Raw genomic sequence first — 18,202 nt, 5'->3', positions numbered from 1 at the left:
GCGGGACGTCAAGCAGCTGCGGAAGCTGGGGTTTACTGAGGACGACCTCGCCCATCTCTTTGTCCCCGAGCAGCGGCGGCTGGCGAAGTGGACCGTGTCGACCTATGAGTTCGGCTTCATGCTCTTCGGGCTCGGCTACGGAGTGTTGCTCGGGACCGTGGCCTTCTTCAGTCTGTGGTACACGTCCGCCGGGCTGGCCAAAGCGGTCCTGGCGTTTCTCGCGTGCGTGTGCGCGTCGGTGTGGGTGGGTGGGCTGGGCGGTGCTCGCGCGGCGTACTGGTTGATGTGCTTGGCCGACCGCTACCAGTCATTCGGGGACGCGTCCGGCCAGATTCTGCGATGGATCCGTCCCCCGGTCACCCAGCGGCTGGCAGTCAAGGAGAGGTGCCTGCGGCTGACGCGACGCTGGGCGGCGCAAGGGCGCCGCAACGGCCTGGAGCTCTCAGGGCAGGAGCAGCGGATCTTGGACATCCTGACCGGCGAGCTCACACCGACCGCGATCGAGGAGGTCCACGACATCGTCCGAGGCTCGTTGCTCGGTGCGGCCACCACCGGTGACTTCAACCCGAACACGTACGAGGTCGGCAAGCCTCGGACGCTGCGGCAAATCCTGCAGCTCGTGGGTGAGGTTGCCGGTGTCATCACCATCACGTCGGCCGTCGCCGCGTCGGCCTATGCGGGCCTGGCGTACATCCTGCGCGGAGGCAGCTGATCCTCCCTGCGGTCAGATATCGATGCGGCAGCACGTCGAGACCCCCTGATGCTAGGACGCTCGCGTCTGTCGTGTCAGTGGCCACGGGTAGCGTCGTCCTCGTGGTGATCGACTGGCGGCAGGTAGGCCGTGAAGCGCCGCGCGATCCTCGACGCGGCGCTGCTGGTCTTCGCTCGAGACGGCTTCGCCGACGCGTCCATGGACGAGATCGCCCGTGACGCGGGTGTGGCCAAGCCGACGGTCTACAACCACTTCGGTGACAAGCGCACGCTCTTCCTCGAGCTGATCACCGAGTACGCCGCGCGTGCGGGGGAGCGGGTGTCGCAGATCGTCGACTCGGTCGACGTGGAGACAGACGACCTGCGCGGCGAGTTGGAGCGGCTCGGGGCGTCGATCATCGCGTGCGTCACGGACGCCGAGGGGGCGGCGGTGATCCGGCTGCAGTTCGCCGAGTCGCCACGGTTCGGCGACGCCGTCGACTCCGTCCGCGACGCCGGGCGTGACCGCACCCTGGACCGCCTGGCGGGCAAGTTCGGCCAGTTCGCCGCGACCGGTCGGCTGCACACCGACAACCCGGCCCGGGCCGCCCGGCACTTCATGGCGCTGGTGCAGGACGAGGTGCTCACGCGCAGCGCCTACGGTGCCCGCCCGATCGACCCGGCCGAGGCCGTCGGCCCGGTCAACGCCGGCGTCGACACGTTCCTGGCGGCATTCGGGCCGAGGGGCTGACTGGCCGGAGCTCGAGGGCACTCCGGCGGACGTTCAGCCTTTGTCTCCACGATAGTGATCTCACTCGGCTGGAGTGCGGTGACGCTGATCTTGTTGACCGACGGCCGAAGTTCGGTGGTCGCGGCGGTCTGGGCACTGTGTGGCCTAGCGATCCTGGGCGTCCTAGCGGTCCAGTTCGTTACGTGGGGCAGCGTGCGAAGCTGAAACGGCGGGTGCGTCTCCCGCTCGTTCGATCCAGCGCTGGAGGAGCGTGCGGAGACCGAAGCCGCAGGCTCCTCCAGATCTCTTGCTGCGAACTAGGAACTAGCCGTGCCAGGCGATGTATCTGCGAGAACCGCAGTCTCGGCGGGGGTGAGTGTTTCGAGGATGGTGGCGGTGCGGGTGTCGACGTTCGTGTCGGGCTCGATGTAGTGCAGCTTCGTGATCTCGGTTGAGGTGTGGCCGAGGAGTTGGGCGGCGAGGTCGGCGCCGGCGGCACGGTTGATCGTGGTCGCCACGGTCCGTCGGAACGAGTGAGGCGTCACTCCCGTGATCCCGGCTGTGGCGAGGACGTCGCGCAGGCGGCGGCGGATGTTGTTCGTCGTCAGCGGCGTCCCGTTTCGGGTGCGGAAGACCAGGGTGTCGGGTTCGTGGCCGGCGAGGCCGACCATCCGGGCCCTGAGCGCGGTGGCGGTGTAGGTCGGGATCGCGATCCGCCTCACCGATGTCGGTGTCTTCGGATGCGGCTGCCGGTAGGTCGGCTTGCCCTTCGGCGACACGATCGTGCCTGAAACCTGCAACGTGGCAGGGGTGGTCGTCAGGTCGATGTCGCACTTCCGCAGGGCGAGGACCTCCCCGATGCGCAGCGAGGAGCCGAGCATGACCTCGATGATTACCTCCAGCTGCCCGTCCGGCTTGGGCCCAGGCGCCTTGGTCTCGCGGCGCCAGGTGCGAGCCGCGGCCCGGATCGCCTGGATCTCCTCCAGGGTCAACGCCGTGGCCTGCGTGACAGGTCGCTTGAGGCGCTTCGTGCCGGTCACGGGGTTCCTCTCGATCGCTTCATACCGGTGCGCCATCCCCAACGCCAGGTTCAACACAACCTTCGCGTGCTTAGCCCGGGAGTAGGACTGGTGCGCGAGGGCGCGCAGGAACCGGTCGACCTTACTGATCGTGATCTCCCGCAGCACAAAATGCTCGAACACCGGCAAGACCAACGTGCGCATGTCCCGCTCGTACAGGTCCTTCGTGCCCTGGGCGAGGTCGGGGTCCAGGTCGAGGTCTTCGAGCCAGACCCGGACCAGGTCGGAGAAAGGGCTGTGGGAGTGCAGATCGCTCACGCCCGCGATGATCCGGGTGCGATGGGCAAGCTTGACCTTCAACTCCTGCTCGGCGGCTTTCGTCGACGCACCGCTGGCCTCGACCGGGCGCAGGACTCCGTCCGGGTCGCGGAACCTCGCCCGTGCGGTCCACGACCTGGGGCTGTTCTTAGTCGTGTTGATGCTGCCGAAAGTCCCGATCGGGATCCGGGACCTACCCATGGCGAGTCACCAGTCCCACGGACTGGAGGAGGGGAGGCCGCTGGGACTCGCAGACGAGGGTTGTGTTGCCGTTCGACGCTGGGGTCCTGGTGAACCCGACAGGACCCGATGAAACCCGAACCAACTTTGGTGCGGGGGAGGGTCCACCTGCGTCGGAGCGCTCAAAGTGGAGAGTAAATGGAGAGTGGTTCAAGTCTCAGAAACCCTTCAGGCCCGGGATTCGTTGGAATCCCGGGCCTGATCTGTCGGGCTGACAGGATTTGAACCTGCGACCCCTTGACCCCCAGTCAAGTGCGCTACCAAGCTGCGCCACAGCCCGCGGTGTTCTTGAGCATGCTCAAGGCTACCGGTTTTGGCCCCTTGGGGCCGACGGAAATACTACCCCACCTCGGGGGCTGTGCCTGACCAGAGCGAGTGCGCGTGGCCACCCGGGATCCGACAGGCGCCGATCCGCACCCGAACCTACTCGCTCGGCGCGTACCGCTCCTCCGGCTCGAACGTGACACCGGCCTCCAGGTCCAGCTCCAGGTGGACGGCGCCCCGCAGGTCGGCGAGCACGATCATGCTGCTGCCGTTGCGGGGTACCCGGTCCGGCGAGGTCCGCATCCGGGCCGCCACCGAGTGCCGCCCGGCCGGCGAGTCGTAGGTGACGGTGACGTCGAGCTCGGGGTCGCTGTGCAGCCAGTAGCTGACCTCGCCGAGCGCGAGCCGGCCGGGGTAGCGCCGCCCGTCGCGCCGGAGCCGGGCGATCATCTCCTGACGTCGTCGGGCCAGGCGCAGGGCGCCCGGCAGCCGCACCAGGACGACGACACCCCACAGGGCCGCGAGCACCGCGACGACCGCCGACACCAGCACGGCCTCGGTACCGGGGACGCCGTCGAGCACCTGACGCACGCGCTGGTCGGCGCCCAGCGCGAGGTCCGCCCCGGCCGCCGCGCCCACGGTGATCCCGGTCAGCAGGGGCGCCAGGACGAGCATCGACGCGGCCCGCCGTTGCCCGAGGTGGTCCTGCGCCCGCTCGCCCAGGTCGACCGCGGCGAGGATGGCGAGGTAGCCGAGCACGAGCGCTCCGCCGATCAGCCAGCCCTGGCCCACAGCCACCGTGCACTCGGTCGACGTCGCGCCGCAGAGCACCGCCGAGCCGGCCAGCGTCGCGGCGGTCCAGGCCACGAGGCACAGCAGCGCCGCCGCCAGCATGCGCGGCGTGACACGTGCGGGAGACCGGCCCGGGGCCAGCCAGGTGATCCGGGACCCCTTGTCGGTCGCGGAGAACATCGGCCGGTGCTCCCACACCTCCGTCGAGGCCGCGTCCCGTGGTGCCACAGCGTCCGTCATGACTGCCTCCCGCTCGGCACGTCGCTCGGCGACGACCGGGCGGGACTGCCCTGACCCTCGTTGGTCCGCGAACCGTGCGGCCCCATCCTTGCCCTTCAGAAGTGCGCTGACCAGTACAGTCGGCCCATGCCCGTCGCCAGTGCCGACCGCCCGGTCGTCAGGACGCCCCGCACGCCGGTGCTCGAGGTGGTGGCCGCCGTCCTGATCCCGATCGGCGTGCTGGCCCTCGCCGTGAACTGGTTCACGGCCTACGGCTGCTTCATCCATTCCTGCGGCACCCCGGAGCCTGGCAACAAGGTCACCTATGCCGTGGTCGCCCCGGTCGTCGTGGCCGCCGTCGTCTGGACGTTCGTCAGCGCCTGGAGGCGCGAGGCGAGCTGGATCTACCTCTGGCACGGTCCGATGGGCCTCGTCGCGCTCATCGTCGCGGTCCTGTGGGCGGTGCCGTCGTTCGAGGTGTCGCCTCCCGAGCCCGAGCACACGCCGTGGACCGGTTGCGTCGAGTACTCGGGCGGCGACAGCGACTGCCCGGGCGGCTGACCCGCCCGGACAGGGCCGTCGTCCGCGCCCGATCAGCTCACACGGCGACCTCACCCACCGTGGCGAGGAAGGCCGAGACCGCCGCCGTGAACTTCCCGGGGCTCTCGATGTGGCCCAGGTGACCGGTCTCGTCCAGCACCGCCAGCCGCGAACCGGGCACCGCCTCGTGGATCATCCGGGCCCACCGCACGCCGCAGATGAAGTCGTCGTCGCCGACCAGCACCAGCGTGGGCGCCGTGATCGCGGGCAGCTCCTCCCGGACGTCGAAGGCCGGGCCCTCGCCCCACGCCGGGGCGGCGTACATGCGCAGCGCGTCGCGCCCGACGGCGAAGTCGGCCTCGTGGCCCCAGTAGTCGTGGAAGTAGGCCGGGGCGATCCTGCGCAGCACCTCCGTCGCTCCCTCGTCGTCGGACGGCGCGGTCCGGCCGGTCAGGCCCGCGACGTAGCCGGCAACCTCGGGGTGGTCGGCCTCGTGGCGGCGCGCGTACCGCTCCATGTTGTCGACCGCCGTCGACCAGAAGACCTCGCCGGTCACCGGCGAGGTGTCGTACAGGACCAGCGAGGCCACGCGGTCCGGGTGGTCGAGCGCGTAGCGCTGGGCCACGAACCCGCCGTGGGAGTGCCCGAGCACCATGACCTCAGGCAGGTCCAGGTGCTCGACGACAGCGTGCAGGAAGTGCGTGTAGAGGCCCAGGTCGTAGCCGCGCGGGTCGGCGAGCCGGCCCGACGCCCCGGTGCCCACGGGCTCGACGTACACCATCGTCATGCGCCGTTCCAGGTCGGGCATGCGCAGGTAGTCCCAGCCGATCCCGGGACCGCCCGGGTGGACGACGCACACGGGGCCGGTGCCCGCGACGTGGTAGCGCTGCTCGATGACGGAGGTCCCGTGCTGGACGGAGATGGTGTGTGTGCCGAGGGAGACGGTGATGTTCGAGGTCACGCCCCCATGACCGGGTAGGGCTCAGCCCTGTGACACCGCGGCGGACGCCGTGGACCCTCGCACCACCAGCCGCGTCGCGAGCTCCTCGCGTGGCGCCTCCCGCGGCACGTCCCCGCCCAGCCGCAGCAGCATGCGCAGCGCGGCCGCGCCCATCTCCGCGATGGGCTGATGCACCGTCGTCAGCGCCGGGCTGAGCCAGCGCGCCTCGGGCAGGTCGTCGAAGCCGACGACGCTCACGTCGTCGGGAATCCGCAGGCCCAGCGCGGCGGCGGCGTCGTACACGCCGAGCGCGATGGTGTCCGAGCACGCGAAGACCGCCGTCGGCGTCGGGGTAGCGCGCAGGAGGCGCAGCGCACCCTCCGCGGCCTGCTCGCGCCGCCAGTCGGTGTGCGCCACGCGGTTGTCGGGCAGGTCGAGGCCCGCCTGCGTCGCGGCGGAGCGGAACCCGTCGATCCGCGCCTGGCTGTACAGGTGGTCGCGCTGCCCGCCCAGGACGGCGAGGCGCCGGTGACCGAGCCCCAGCAGGTGCTCGGCGGCGGCGCGTCCGCCGGCCCAGTTGGCGGCCCCGACGCTCGCGACGGACGACGGCGGCTGGCGCAGCGGATCGAGCAGCACCACCGGGAGGTCGGCGGCGGCCAGGGCCGCGAGCTGGTCGTCGGTCGTGTCCACGAGGGCCAGGACCGCGCCGCGCAGCCGGCGGGCGAGCAGCCGGGTGAGCCAGGCGTCGTCGGGCGGGCGGGCGACCGAGACGACCACCTCGATCCCCGCCTCCTCCGCCGCCTGCTCGACGCCGCTCAGCGCGCGGTTGGCCCAGGTGCCCTCGATACCGCTGAGCACGAGGTCCACGAAGGGCCAGCTCTCCGGCCGTGACGGCGCGTTCCGGCCGGCGCGGCCGCGGTAGCCGAGCTCCGCGACGACGTCCAGCACCCGGGCGCGGGTCGCGGCCGAGACGTCCGAGCGGCCGCCGAGCACCTTGGACACGGTGGGCACCGTGGTCCCGGCGGCCTTCGCGACGTCCGCCAGCGTCGTCCGACGTGGGTTCGGCATGTCGCGACGGTAGCGACGGTCGCAGAAGTTGCGCAACTTATTGGGGGTTGATCCGGCAAAAGTCCTCGGGTATCAAAGGTGGGCGGCATTCCATCGGGCCGCAGTTTGCGCAACTTTCGGGAGCGGAGCACCCATGACGACGACGTCGAGCACCAAACGCGCGCTGGTCGTGCGCGGCGGCTGGACCGGGCACGAGCCGGTCGAGACCACCGACTCGTTCCTGCCGTTCCTCGCGGAGCACGGCTACGAGGTCCGGGTCGAGGAGACGACGGCGGTCTACGCCGACGCCGACTACCTGGCCGGCGTCGACGTGATCGTGCAGACCGTGACCATGAGCACGATCGAGGCCGAGGAGCTGAGCGGCCTGATCGCGGCGGTCGCGGCGGGTACTGGGCTGGCGGGGTGGCACGGCGGCATCGCCGACTCCTTCCGGAACAGCTCCGACTACCTGCAGCTCATCGGCGGGCAGTTCGCCACGCACCCGCCCAAGGCTCCGCGTGCGGAGCTGGCGGGGGAGGCCGCCGACAACTTCCTGCGGCACACGATCGACATCGTGCCCGAGCGTGCCGACCACCCGATCGTCGCCGGGATCTCCGACTTCGAGCTGACGACGGAGCAGTACTGGGTGCTGTCCGACGAGTACAACGACGTGCTGGCGACCACGACGCTCGCCGCGCGCGAGTTCGACGCGTGGCACCGGCCCGTCACGTGCCCGGCGGTCTGGACGCGGCAGTGGGGCGAGGGTCGCGTCTTCGTCTCGACGCCGGGCCACGAGCTCTCCGTCGTCGACGACCCGAACGTCCGCACCATCATCGAGAGAGGCATCCTGTGGGCCAGCCGCTGAGGGTCGGGATCGTCGGGGTCGGGGCGATCGCCGGCCAGTACCTGTCCACGTTCGAGCGGCTGGAGGCCGTGCGCCTCGTCGCGGTGGCCGACCTCGACGAGGCGCGGGCGGCGGCTGTGGCCGCCGAGCAGGGCGTACGCGCGCTGACCGTCGACGAGCTGGTGAGCGACCCCGAGGTCGACCTCGTGCTGAACCTGACGATCCCCGCCGCCCACGCCGAGATCGCCCTGCGCGCCATCGCCGGCGGCAAGGCCGTCTACGGCGAGAAGCCGCTCGCGGTCACGCTGGAGGACGCGCGCGCGATCCTGGACGCGGGCCGCGCCGCCGGGGTGCGGGTGGGCTGCGTCCCGGACACGGTGCTCGGCACGGGCGTGCAGACGGCGCGCAAGGCCATCGACGACGGCGCGATCGGGCAGCCGGTCGCCGCCACCGCGACCATGACGACGCCGGGCCACGAGCGCTGGCACCCCAACCCCGACTTCTACTACCAGCCGGGCGGCGGCCCGCTGCTGGACATGGGCCCGTACTACGTGACGGCGCTGGTCACGCTGCTCGGCCCGGTCGAGTCGGTGGTCGGCGCCGCGAGCCACACCCGCGCGACGCGCACCATCGGGTCGGGGCCGCGGGCGGGGGAGACCGTCCCGGTCGACGTCGACACCCACGTGACCGGGGTGCTGCGGCACGTCTCGGGCGCGCTGTCGACGCTGGTGATGAGCTTCGACTCGGTCGCCACCCGCGCGTCGAACATCGAGGTGCACGGGCAGACCGGATCGCTCGTCGTGCCCGACCCGAACGGGTTCGACGGCGACGTGCTGCTGCACGAGCTCGGCGGCTCCTGGGGGACCCTGCCGCCGAGCGCGGGCTACCGCGGCGCGGGACGCGGCTACGGCGTGGCCGACCTGGCGACGACGGCGCCCGGCGGTACCGCGCGGGCGGACGGCGTGCTCGCTTACCACGTGCTGGAGGTCATGACGGCGCTGCTCGCGGCGGCCGACTCGGGGACGACGGTCGCCGTCGAGAGCCGGTGCGAGCGGCCGGCGGCGGTGCCGTTGTCGGACGGGCCGGCGCTGGGCTAAGGGTGATGGTGGGCTGACGATGGCGGCGGCGGCGCGCCGGTTCAGGGCGCGACGCTGCGCCGGAACGACTGCACGGCCAGGTCTGCCGCGACGTGTCGCGGCAGGTCCTGGTTGCTGACCTCGGCGGCGGTGTAGAGCAGCGCGTAGTACAGGTTCAGGGCCCAGGACGTCGGGATTCCCGCGCCGATCGCCCCCTCGGCGCGGGCCCGGTCGACGAGCGCCCGCATCTCCTCGTCGCCGTCGTCGGAGGACCAGTGCGGGTTGCCCTCGAACCGCTTGGGGTCCGCGAACAGGAAGATCACGCGGTCGCCCATCTCGACGCCGGCGCGCAGGAAGTGCTCCAGGGTCTCCATCGCGGGGACGGCCACCGCCGAGCCGTCGTCGGCCGTCTCCAGCCGGGCCAGCGAGTCGAGCAGCAGGGCGTCGATGAGCGCCTGCCGGTCGGTGAAGTAGCGGTGCAGGGTCGAGCGGCTGACGTCGGCGCGCAGCGCGATGGAGCTCAGCGAGGCCGAGAAGTCGTGCGCCCACACGGCCGCCGCCGCGTCCAGCACCGCTGACCTGGTGCGAGCCCGCGCCCCGCGCTCGTTCTGCTCGGTGGTCGTCACCAGGCCGAGGGTAGGCCGTAGTACCGGGCGGCACAATACGGTTGCGAAATGCGACAGTGGTGTCGCAGAATGGATCGCACGTGTTGAACGAGCGGGACGCGAGCGGACGGAGCGGTGACGTGTCGGACGGAAGACCACAGGCAGGCCGGCAGGCCGAGAAGGCCGGGGGCGCCAGGGACCGGACCACGGGGGAGAAGGTGCGGTCCCTGTGGGCCTACGCCCGCCCGCACAAGGCGGTGCTCGTCGTCGCGCTGCTGCTCGGGGCGATCGGCACCGCCACGGAGCTGGCCACCCCGCTGGTGACCAAGGCGGTGCTCGACGGGCTGGAGGCCTCCGCGTCCCTGGCCACGCCGATCACGATCCTCGCCGTGCTGCTCGTGGCGGGCACCGTGGTCGGGCTGGTCCAGGGCATCATGCTGGGCACCCTCGCCGAGCGGATCATCCTCGCGGCCCGCACCGGCCTGGTGCGCCACCTGCTGCACGCCCGCGTGCCCGAGGTGACGGCCCGCCAGCCCGGCGAGCTGGTCACCCGGGTCACCTCCGACACGCTGCTCATCCGCGAGGCGACCACGTCGAGCGTCGTCAACTTCGTCAACGGCGTGATCGGCCTCGTCGGTGCGATCGTGCTCATGGCCTACCTCGACGTCGTGCTGCTCGGCGTCACGGTCGCCGTCCTGATCCTGGCCGGCGTCAGCGTCGTGGCGCTCATGCCGCGGCTGTCCCGCGCGCAGCAAGAGGCGCAGGAGCACGTGGGCGCGCTCGGCGGCCGCCTCGAAGGGGTCATCCGCGCGCTGCGGACCGTCAAGTCCGCGCGGGCCGAGTCGCGCGAGACCGGCCGGGTCGCGGCGCACGCCGAGGCCTCGGCCCGCAGCGGCATCCGCGCCGTCAAGCTCGAGAACGTGTCCTGGACCATCACCGGGGTCGCGGTCAACCTGGCGGTCATGCTGCTGCTCGGCGTCGGGGCGTGGCGCGTCTCGACCGACGCCATCACGGTGAGCACGCTCGTCGCGTTCCTGCTGTACGTGTTCCAGCTGATGATGCCGGTCATGCTCCTGACGATGTCGCTCACGTCCCTGCAGTCGGGCCTCGCGGCGGCCGCGCGGATCAGCGAGGTCGAGGAGATGGCGCTGGAGGCGGACGACGACGCGGCGGTGCGGGACGGCGGTCGGGACCTCGACCGGGACGGCTTGGACGGCCTGCCGGCCGCGCCGCGCGCCGGTGCCGAGCCCCCGCTGGTGCGGCTGCACGACGTGACCTTCCGGTACGCCGGAGCGAGCGGCAACGGCACGACCGGCGGCCGGCCGCCCGCGCTCGACGGCGTCACCCTGGAGGTACCGCGGCGCGGGCACACCGCAATCGTCGGGCCCTCGGGCGCCGGCAAGACGACGATCATGTCGCTCCTGCTGCGGTTCCTCAGCCCCGACTCCGGCCACGTCGAGCTCGACGGCCGGCCGTACGCGGGGTGGACCACGGACCAGATCCGCTCCCGTATCGCCTACGTCGAGCAGGACACCCCGATCGTGCCCGGCACCCTGCGCGAGAACCTCGCGTATGCCGCCCCGGACGCGACCGACGCCGAGATCCGGGCCGCGGTCGACGCGCTGCGGCTCACCGAACGCGTCGCGATGCTGCCCGACGGGCTCGACACCCAGGTGAGCGCGTCCCAGCTCTCGGGCGGTGAGCGCCAGAGGGTCGCCGTGGCGCGCGCCCTGGTCGCCCGGCCGGAGATCCTGCTGCTCGACGAGGCGACGGCGCAGCTCGACGGCCTGACCGAGGCGGCGCTCGCGGAGGCGATCCGCGACGTCGCGAGCACGGGGGCGGTCGTGACGATCGCGCACCGCATCTCGACCGTCATGGACGCCGACCAGATCGTGCTGCTCGAACGCGGACGGGTCCGGGCGATCGGCCGGCACACGGAGCTGCTGGAGTCGGACGAGCTCTACCGCGAGCTGGTCGCGGCCCTGCGGCTCGACGCGAACGTCACCGTGCCGGGGGAGGAGGAGCGAGCCCCGGCGGGGGCATGAGGGTCGGGGCGATCGGCTGGTCCTGGAGAAGGATCGGCTCGGGCCGCCGGGATCCCGAGGCTTGGCCGCGCGACATGATGAGGGGATGACCTCCGTGGCCCGCCCCTCGACCGGCCGGGCAGCGTCCGGCGCGATGATTCCCGAGATGATCCCGAGGGACCTGTGGGCGCGGTGGCGCCTGTCCGACGCGACCGATCTGGGCGGCAGCCGGTCCCGCACGTGGCGGGTCCGGCGCGGCTCGACCGTGTTCGCCCTCAAGTGGCTGCCCGCGAGCGTCCGGGCGGACTGGCGGTACGAGACTCAGGTCATGACCGCGTTGCGGTCAGCCGGCTGGCCGGCTCCGGTCCTGGCGGAGGAGCCTCTCGTTCGGGACGACGGGATCTGGCGGCTCTTCGCCTGGCTCCCGGGTGGACCCGCGCCCGACGAGGGCAGCGACGACAGTGAGGGGTTCAACCGTGGGCGACTCCTCGCCGAGTTCCATGCCGCGAGCTCCCCGCTCGGCGCCATCAGCCGACGGGACGGGTTCGAGCTTCCCCGCGAGGCCGTGAGCGATCCGCTGCTCGACCAGTGGCTCACGGTGCACGAGCGGCATCTCCCGGAAGAAGGCCGGACCCTGCGCGCCTATCGCGAGGCGGCGGCCGCGTTGCTGGCCGAGAACGGGTCCGACCTTGCGGCCGCTCTCCCGGCTGGCGTCCCGGGCGGCGCCGCCCCCGGCCTTCCGTCCGGCGTCCCGTCCGGCGTCGTCCACGGCGACTTCACGCCGTGGAACCTGCTGTTCGAGTCAGGCACCCTCAGTGGGATCCTCGACTTCGAGGCGTGCCACCACAACCACCTCGTCGCGGACTTCGCCCTCGCCTGGCGCGGTGACCACGACGACGTCATCCGGGGGTACGACTCGGTGCGACCGCTCTCGGAAACCGAGTGGCGACTGGTGTGGCCGACCTATTGGGCGTGGCTGTTCCTGGGCGTCAAGGAGATCCTCGCCGAGCACTACTCGCGGCCGGGCGGCGCCTCGCGCCCCGCGGACCTCGACTGGCAGGTGCGGCACCTGCTCAAGGACTCCGGCCTCCTGGCCGCAACGTGCGGGCCGAAGCCGGTCGACCTGGCCTGAGATCGCGCCGCTGCCCAGTGTTCAGCCCGTGCTCTCCCGCTCCACCAGCCGGTGCGGCGCCAGCACCCGCACCGCCTCGCTCTCGTCGCCGCCGATCCGCCGGACCAGGGCGTCCATCGCGGACTGCGCGATCGCCGCCTTGTCCGGCGAGATCGTGGTGAGGCTGGGGTTCCCGTACCGGCCGTCCTCGATGTCGTCGAACCCGACCACGGCCACCTGCTCGGGCACCGCGACCCCGGCGTCGTGCAGGGCGCGGAGCGCGCCGAGGGCGAGCAGGTCGGAGAAGCAGAACAGGGCGTCCGGCAGGGTGCCGCCGCGCAGGAGGGCGCGGGTCGCGTCCGCCCCGCCGCGCCGCGTGAACGTGTCGACGTAGGCGACCTGCGCCGTGGCGTGCGGAGCCGCCGCCATCGCCGCCTCGAACCCGCTCAGGCGCAGCGAGCTGGACGACTTCTTGTCGCGCTGGGCGCCGACCGCGACCACGTGCCGCCGTCCGGCGGCCAGCAGGTGCTCGACCGCCTCGCGTGCGGCCGCGAAGTTGTCGATGTGCACGTGGTCGAAGCCGGGGTGCGGCTCCTCGCCGAGCAGCACCACGGGCCGCTGGGTGCGCGCGGACCGGCTCAGGTCGTCGTCGGTCAGGCCGAGCGGGCTGACGATCAGGCCGTCGAAGATCGCCTTGGTGTCGGCGCGGGCGAGCAGGTCGCGCTCGCGGTCCCGGACGCCGTCGGTCTGCTCGACCATGAGCGTGTACCCGTGACCTCGGGCGGCCTCGATGAGCTTGCGGGCCAGCTCCGCGAAGTAAGGGTTGTCGAGGTCGGGCACCACGAGCCCGGCCATGCCGGTGCGGCCCGAGCGCAGCATCCGGCCGATCTCGCTCGGCCGGTAGTCGAGCTCCTCGATGGCGGCGAGCACGCGCTCCCGGGTGCCGGCCGCGACGTTGACCGTGCCGCTCACGACGTTCGACACGGTGCGGGCCGAGACGCCCGCGAGGCGTGCGACGTCCTCGCGTCGACCCACGTCGGCCTCCTCGCGTCGTACGGCTCGCCGCGCCGCACCTGCCGGACGGTGTCCTGCCTGCTCAGCGGCGCTGCTGTTGCATCGCGGCAAGCCTACTGGATAGTGTGCGGGCCGACCGGCTTGCATCGTGGCAAGACCGCCCGCCGCGAGGGGAAGACATGGAAGCGCCGAGAGCGCCGCACATCGTCCTGATCATGACCGACCAGCACCGGGCGGACCTGTCGGCCCGGTCGGGGTTCCCGGTGGACACCACCCCGTTCCTCGACGAGCTCGCCGCCCGCGGCACCGACTTCCAGCGCGGCTACACCAGCTCGCCGCTGTGCGTCCCGGCCCGCGTGAGTCTGCTGACCGGACGGTTCCCGTCCGCGCACGGCGTGACCCAGAACAGCACACCCGGCGCCGCCCGGTTCGACCGCGACCTGCTCGACGTGCTGGGGGAGGCCGGCTACCACCGCATCTTCGCGGGCAAGCCGCACATGCACCGCGGCCCCGACGACTTCGACGCCTACCGCGGCCCGTACTGGCACACCGGCGGGCCCCAGCACAGCCCCGGCCACGCGGCCTTCGACCAGTGGCTCGACGACCTCGACCACGGCGTCTCACCTGAGCCGACGCCGCACCCGCTGGAGGACTCGCTCCCGTACCGCATCGTCTCCGACGCCGTCGAGGCCGTGACCGAGGCGGTGTCCGGGGCTGCGACCGAGGCCGTGACCGAGGCCGCCGGCGAACCCACGGGCGCCGACCGCCCCACCTTCCTCTGGGTCTCCTTCCCCGAGCCGCACAACCCGTACCAGGTGCCCGAGCCGTACTTCAGCATGTTCCCCGCCGACGAGATCCCGGAGCGCCTGCACGGCCCCGACGTCGCCGCCGCCAAGGGCGGGCACTGGGCCTGGCTCCGCGACCTGGCGGAGGAGAAACGCCCCGGGTACGACGACGAGAGCTCCCGCTACCGCGCCAACTACTGCGGCCAGCTCCGCCTGCTCGACGACCAGGTGCGCCGTCTCATGGAGCACGTCTGGGCCACGCTCGGCGACGACGTGCTGGTCATCATGGTCAGCGACCACGGCGACTACGTGGCCGAGTACGGGCTGCAGCGCAAGGGCGCCGGCATGCCGGAGGTGCTGATGCGTATCCCGTTCTTCCTCAGCGGCGGACCGGTCGCGGCCCGCACCCGCGGCGAGCTGGTCTCGATCGTGGACATCCTGCCCACGATCGCCGAGCTGGTCGGCTCCGCCATCCCCGACGGCGTCACCGGCCGCAGCCTCGCGCCCCTCCTGCTCGACGCCGGGCGCACGTCGCCCGAGTTCGACGACCTCTACGCCGAGCGCGGCTTCGGCGGCCTCACCTACGGCGCCGACGAGCGTCCGCCCCTGCACTTCCCGTACGAGGGCCGCACGTTCGACGAGCTCAACACCGTCACCCAGAGCGGGCGCTCGCGGATGCTGCGCCGCGGCGACCTCAAGCTCATCGTGCACAGCGACGGCAGCGGCGAGCTGTACGACCTCGCCGCCGACCCGACCGAGGTGCACGACCTGTTCGACGACCCCGGCTATGCCGCCGCCCGCGCCGACCTGCTCTGGCGCCTGACGCAGTGGATGCTCCGCGCGCAGGACGAGCTGCCCACCGGCGCGTACACGGCCAAGCGCGCACCCCACAACTGGGCCTTCGACGCCACTTCCGACGACGGCACCGCGCCCACCGGCACTGCACCCGACGACGGCACGGCCCGGACCCACCAGAGGTGAGCCCGGGCCGTCCCAGCGGTCAACGGGTCAGAACCCCGAGTTCCCGCCCTGCCGGTCCAGCACGAACCCCATGTCGTTCAGCAGCCCCGCCGTCCCGGACCCGGAGACGGTCGTGTTCGCGAACGACGCCCGCCCGGCGGCGTGCAGCTCGATGCCGTACGTGCCCGACCCCGTGATCGTGACCCGGTCCAGGCTCACCTGCTGGATCGACTTCTGCCACGACATCAGCACGCCCGCGTAGGTGCTGTCCTGGATGGTCATGTCGCGGATCACGATCGGCGCGTCGATGGCGTGCACGTCGGCGTAGATCCACAGCGCGCCCAGCTCGGCCGGCCAGTTGGGCTCCCGGCTGCCGGTGCGGGTCAGGGTGTTGCGGGCCACCGTCGTCGTGCCCGTGAAGGGGACGCCGAACCGGGTGCTGACCGCGATGCCCGCGGCCGCGTTGACGGTGTCGGCCACGAGGTTGTCCTCGACCCGGTTGCCGCCCCCGCCGCCGTACACGGCCAGGCCGTTGGCCAGCGCCGGGGCCTGGACCGTGTTGAACGAGAACACGCTGCCGCTGACGGCGGCGCCGTCCGACCACATCGCCAGCGAGTCGTCGCCGGTGTTGCGGAACGTCGACTGGGTCACCTGCGTGTTGGTCACGCCGGAGCGCAGGTTCACGCCGTCGGCGTACGTGTCGCGCACGCGCAGCCCGACCGCGAGCAGGTCGCGCGAGCCCGGCCGCACCCACAGCCCCACCTTGGTGTGCTGCACCCAGATGTTCTGCAGCAGCGACTCGCTGGTGAAGTCGCCCTCGATCGCGGCCTGCCCGTCGGCGTCCTCGCGCACGGTCGCGGAGCCGAAGATCGCGACGTCCGCGATGGTGACGCCGCCGCCGGTCGCGTAGAACCCGCCCGCCCGGCCGGTGCCCACGATCGCTGAGTGCCAGGGTCCCGCACCGAGCACGGTCACGCCCGCGACCCGGACGGCGTCGTTCACGTGGAAGGTGCCGGCCGGGATCCAGACCGGTACGCCCGCGGCCTTGGCGGCGGCGACCGCCGCCGTGATCGCCGCGGTGTCGTCGCCCCCGCCCGACGTCGCCCCGTGCGCCGTGATCGAGACGGCGCCCGACGGCGCGGTGAGCGCCGGGGCCACCCGCTCCGCCTCGACCAGGTCGACGTCGATGTGCGCCACGGCGCCCGAGTCCTTCTGCAGCCGCAGCACCGTGCCGGCCGGCTGCTCCGGGATCTCGAACCGTAGCTCGTCGTAGAACCGGTGGGCGCCGCCGAGCGACGGGTCGTTGTGGAACGGGTACTCGCCGTACTGCCAGGCGTGCGCCGAGGTCAGCGTCACGTCCTTGAGCTTGGTGCCGTTCGCGTACACCGCCAGCGGTGACGTCTGCCCGGTCCCGGCCGCGTTGTCCGGGATCGAGTAGCGCACCACCAGCCCGCTCGCCGGGGCGGTCAGGGTCAGGTCCACCCGTTCGCCGACGGCGTCCAGCCGCACGGCGCTGCGGCCGCTCGACTCCGCCTGCACCGTGCCGTAGGTGCGCGACGGCGTCAGCTTGGTCCCCGTGGTCGATCCGGCCTCGGCCTCGTACTGCGTGTACGACGTCGACGCGCCGCGCGCCGCGAGGTCCGTCTCGCCGGACACCGCGATGCTGTCGACCAGCACGTCGGCGCCGCCGCTCGCGGCCCGGATGCCCACGGTGTTCACGCCCGCCCGCACCGGCACGCTCGCCGTCACGGTGCGCCACCCGCTGCCCGCGGCGAAGCTCACCTGACCCGTGACCCGGCCGTTGACCAGCAGGTCGAGGGTGCGCGCGCCCGCGGGCGTCGCGAACCGGATCGTCGCCGTCGCCGTGCCGGCCGAACCCGCCTGGATCGTGCGCAGCACGCGCGCGCCCGTCGTCGTGAAGCCGCCCACGTAGCCCGCGCCCGTGAAGCCGCCGGTGGCGGTCGCGACCGCGGCGTTGCCGGAGCGGTAGGCGTTCTCGGCCTCGCCCGGGCCAGCGGGCTGCGGTGGCACGTTCGTGCCGACGTCGAGCCGGTCGATGTTCGCGTTGCCGTTGTCGCCCGAGGCGTAGGCCAGCCGCAGGTCGTGGTTGCCCGCGGTCAGCGTCACGGTGTGGGTCACGGTTCCCCAGGTGTCCCAGCTCGCGGTCGCGGGCAGGGAGAGCTGCGTCAGCCGGGTGCCGCCGTCGTACAGCGAGAGCGTGCGCGCCGAGCCGGTGCCGTTGGCGTACCGGAGCGTCAGGTCCTTCGCCCCGGCGGCCGCGAACTGCACCTTGAACGTGACCGACGCCGAGCCCGCGTTGCCGTCCGTGAAACCGCCCACGAACCCGGAGCCGGAGAAGCCCGTGTGGTCCGTGGCGGTCACGGCGCCGCCCGCGAGGGTGGCGGACTCCGCCTCGAACGTCGGGCCGGGGCCGTAGTCGGCTCCGGTGGAGCCGCCCGAGTCGCTGACGTCGAGGGCGTCGAGGTTCACGTTGCCGGAGTCGGCGGAGCCGAACCGGTACGCGACCGAGTGGCTGCCCGCGCTCAGCGTGACGGCCGTGCTCTGGGTCGCCCAGGTGGTCCAGCCGGCCGTCGCCGGGAGCGTGACCTGCTGGGCGGCGCCGTCGACCAGGAGCGTCAGGGTCTTGGCCGAGCCGGTGCCGTTGGCATACCGGAGAGCCAGCGTGTGCGGGCCGGACGACGCCGCGGTGACCGCGAACGTCGACGTCGCGGAGCCCTTGTTGCCGTCGGTGAAGCCGCCCACGAAGCCGGAGCCCGTGTAGCCGGAGTGCTCCGTGGAGACGACGGCGCCGCCGGTCAGGGCGGCCTGCTCGGCCTGGTACCGCGTGGTCGCGGCGCCCGCCGGGGCCGCGGTCGCGGTCACGAGGGCGGCGCCGGCGACCGCGAGGGCCGCCAGCAGGGCCAGGCGTCTGCGCCAGGCGGGGATGGTGCGGGTGTCAGTTCTGCGCGGCATGAGATCTCCTT

General features: G+C 72.4%; 15 protein-coding genes and 1 tRNA gene. 8 read left to right on the top strand and 8 right to left on the bottom strand.

Translation table 11 applies throughout. The features are described 5' to 3' along the window. Positions 1 to 94 precede the first annotated feature (94 nt). Positions 95 to 712: a hypothetical protein gene (locus ACFU5G_RS00205; protein WP_377239492.1), complete on the top strand. Its 618-nt coding sequence runs from the start codon at positions 95 to 97 to the stop codon at positions 710 to 712. Between the two features lie 129 nt (positions 713 to 841). After that, positions 842 to 1,441 carry a TetR/AcrR family transcriptional regulator gene (locus tag ACFU5G_RS00200; protein WP_377239490.1) on the top strand — a complete coding sequence of 200 codons (600 nt, stop codon included), beginning with the start codon at positions 842 to 844 and terminating at the stop codon, positions 1,439 to 1,441. A gap of 296 nt (positions 1,442 to 1,737) precedes the next feature. Here ACFU5G_RS00200 and ACFU5G_RS00195 read toward each other — a convergent pair whose 3' ends face one another. The 3 genes from ACFU5G_RS00195 to ACFU5G_RS00185 form a co-directional block, all read right to left on the bottom strand. After that, positions 1,738 to 2,958: a tyrosine-type recombinase/integrase gene (locus ACFU5G_RS00195; protein WP_377239487.1), complete on the bottom strand. Its 1,221-nt coding sequence runs from the start codon at positions 2,956 to 2,958 to the stop codon at positions 1,738 to 1,740. A gap of 245 nt (positions 2,959 to 3,203) precedes the next feature. After that, positions 3,204 to 3,277 (bottom strand) — tRNA-Pro (locus ACFU5G_RS00190). 143 nt (positions 3,278 to 3,420) lie between these two features. Continuing rightward, positions 3,421 to 4,293 (bottom strand): hypothetical protein, encoded by an 873-nt coding sequence (locus tag ACFU5G_RS00185; RefSeq protein WP_377239485.1) that lies wholly within the window; start codon positions 4,291 to 4,293, stop codon positions 3,421 to 3,423. A 126-nt stretch (positions 4,294 to 4,419) separates the two neighbouring features. On the opposite strand from ACFU5G_RS00185, the gene ACFU5G_RS00180 reads away from it, so the two are divergent. Next, a complete protein-coding gene (locus ACFU5G_RS00180; RefSeq protein WP_377239483.1) occupies positions 4,420 to 4,833 on the top strand; it encodes a hypothetical protein in 414 nt (137 codons plus the stop codon). Positions 4,834 to 4,870: 37 nt separating this feature from the next. Here ACFU5G_RS00180 and ACFU5G_RS00175 read toward each other — a convergent pair whose 3' ends face one another. After that, entirely contained in the window at positions 4,871 to 5,773 is a 903-nt protein-coding gene (locus tag ACFU5G_RS00175; RefSeq protein ID WP_377239480.1) for an alpha/beta fold hydrolase, read from the bottom strand. 21 nt (positions 5,774 to 5,794) lie between these two features. Then, positions 5,795 to 6,820, bottom strand: coding sequence for a LacI family DNA-binding transcriptional regulator (locus ACFU5G_RS00170; protein ID WP_377239478.1), 1,026 nt, complete (start codon positions 6,818 to 6,820; stop codon positions 5,795 to 5,797). Positions 6,821 to 6,953: 133 nt separating this feature from the next. Between ACFU5G_RS00170 and ACFU5G_RS00165 the strand changes: the two genes are divergently transcribed. Together ACFU5G_RS00165 and ACFU5G_RS00160 are read left to right on the top strand one after the other, a co-directional pair. After that, entirely contained in the window at positions 6,954 to 7,664 is a 711-nt protein-coding gene (locus ACFU5G_RS00165) for a ThuA domain-containing protein (protein ID WP_377239475.1), read from the top strand. Then, positions 7,649 to 8,740, top strand: a complete 1,092-nt coding sequence (locus ACFU5G_RS00160; protein ID WP_377239473.1) for a Gfo/Idh/MocA family protein — start codon at positions 7,649 to 7,651, stop codon at positions 8,738 to 8,740. The genes ACFU5G_RS00165 and ACFU5G_RS00160 overlap by 16 nt, the downstream gene beginning before the upstream one ends. A 41-nt stretch (positions 8,741 to 8,781) precedes the next feature. Here the strand turns inward: ACFU5G_RS00160 and ACFU5G_RS00155 are convergent, their stop codons facing one another. Continuing rightward, positions 8,782 to 9,345 carry a TetR/AcrR family transcriptional regulator gene (locus tag ACFU5G_RS00155; protein WP_377239470.1) on the bottom strand — a complete coding sequence of 188 codons (564 nt, stop codon included), beginning with the start codon at positions 9,343 to 9,345 and terminating at the stop codon, positions 8,782 to 8,784. Between the two features lie 119 nt (positions 9,346 to 9,464). Here ACFU5G_RS00155 and ACFU5G_RS00150 point away from each other — a divergent pair, with 119 nt between their 5' ends. Together ACFU5G_RS00150 and ACFU5G_RS00145 are read left to right on the top strand one after the other, a co-directional pair. Further along, positions 9,465 to 11,369, top strand: coding sequence for an ABC transporter ATP-binding protein (locus ACFU5G_RS00150; protein ID WP_377239468.1), 1,905 nt, complete (start codon positions 9,465 to 9,467; stop codon positions 11,367 to 11,369). 85 nt (positions 11,370 to 11,454) lie between these two features. Beyond that, complete coding sequence (locus tag ACFU5G_RS00145; protein WP_377239466.1) at positions 11,455 to 12,480, top strand: phosphotransferase enzyme family protein; 1,026 nt, start codon at positions 11,455 to 11,457, stop codon at positions 12,478 to 12,480. A gap of 21 nt (positions 12,481 to 12,501) precedes the next feature. On the opposite strand, the gene ACFU5G_RS00140 is transcribed toward ACFU5G_RS00145, so the two are convergent. Beyond that, complete coding sequence (locus ACFU5G_RS00140; protein WP_377239464.1) at positions 12,502 to 13,494, bottom strand: LacI family DNA-binding transcriptional regulator; 993 nt, start codon at positions 13,492 to 13,494, stop codon at positions 12,502 to 12,504. Positions 13,495 to 13,652: 158 nt separating this feature from the next. Between ACFU5G_RS00140 and ACFU5G_RS00135 the strand changes: the two genes are divergently transcribed. Next, complete coding sequence (locus ACFU5G_RS00135; RefSeq protein WP_377239462.1) at positions 13,653 to 15,239, top strand: sulfatase-like hydrolase/transferase; 1,587 nt, start codon at positions 13,653 to 13,655, stop codon at positions 15,237 to 15,239. Between the two features lie 27 nt (positions 15,240 to 15,266). On the opposite strand, the gene ACFU5G_RS00130 is transcribed toward ACFU5G_RS00135, so the two are convergent. Further along, positions 15,267 to 18,191, bottom strand: coding sequence for a CBM35 domain-containing protein (locus tag ACFU5G_RS00130; protein ID WP_377239460.1), 2,925 nt, complete (start codon positions 18,189 to 18,191; stop codon positions 15,267 to 15,269). Positions 18,192 to 18,202 lie beyond the last annotated feature (11 nt).

The organism is Promicromonospora sp. NPDC057488, from assembly GCF_042802395.1.
Lineage (GTDB): Bacteria > Actinomycetota > Actinomycetes > Actinomycetales > Cellulomonadaceae > Promicromonospora.
The sequence above is the reverse complement of the archived record's forward strand: the minus strand, read 5'-3'. Positions and strand labels throughout refer to the sequence as shown.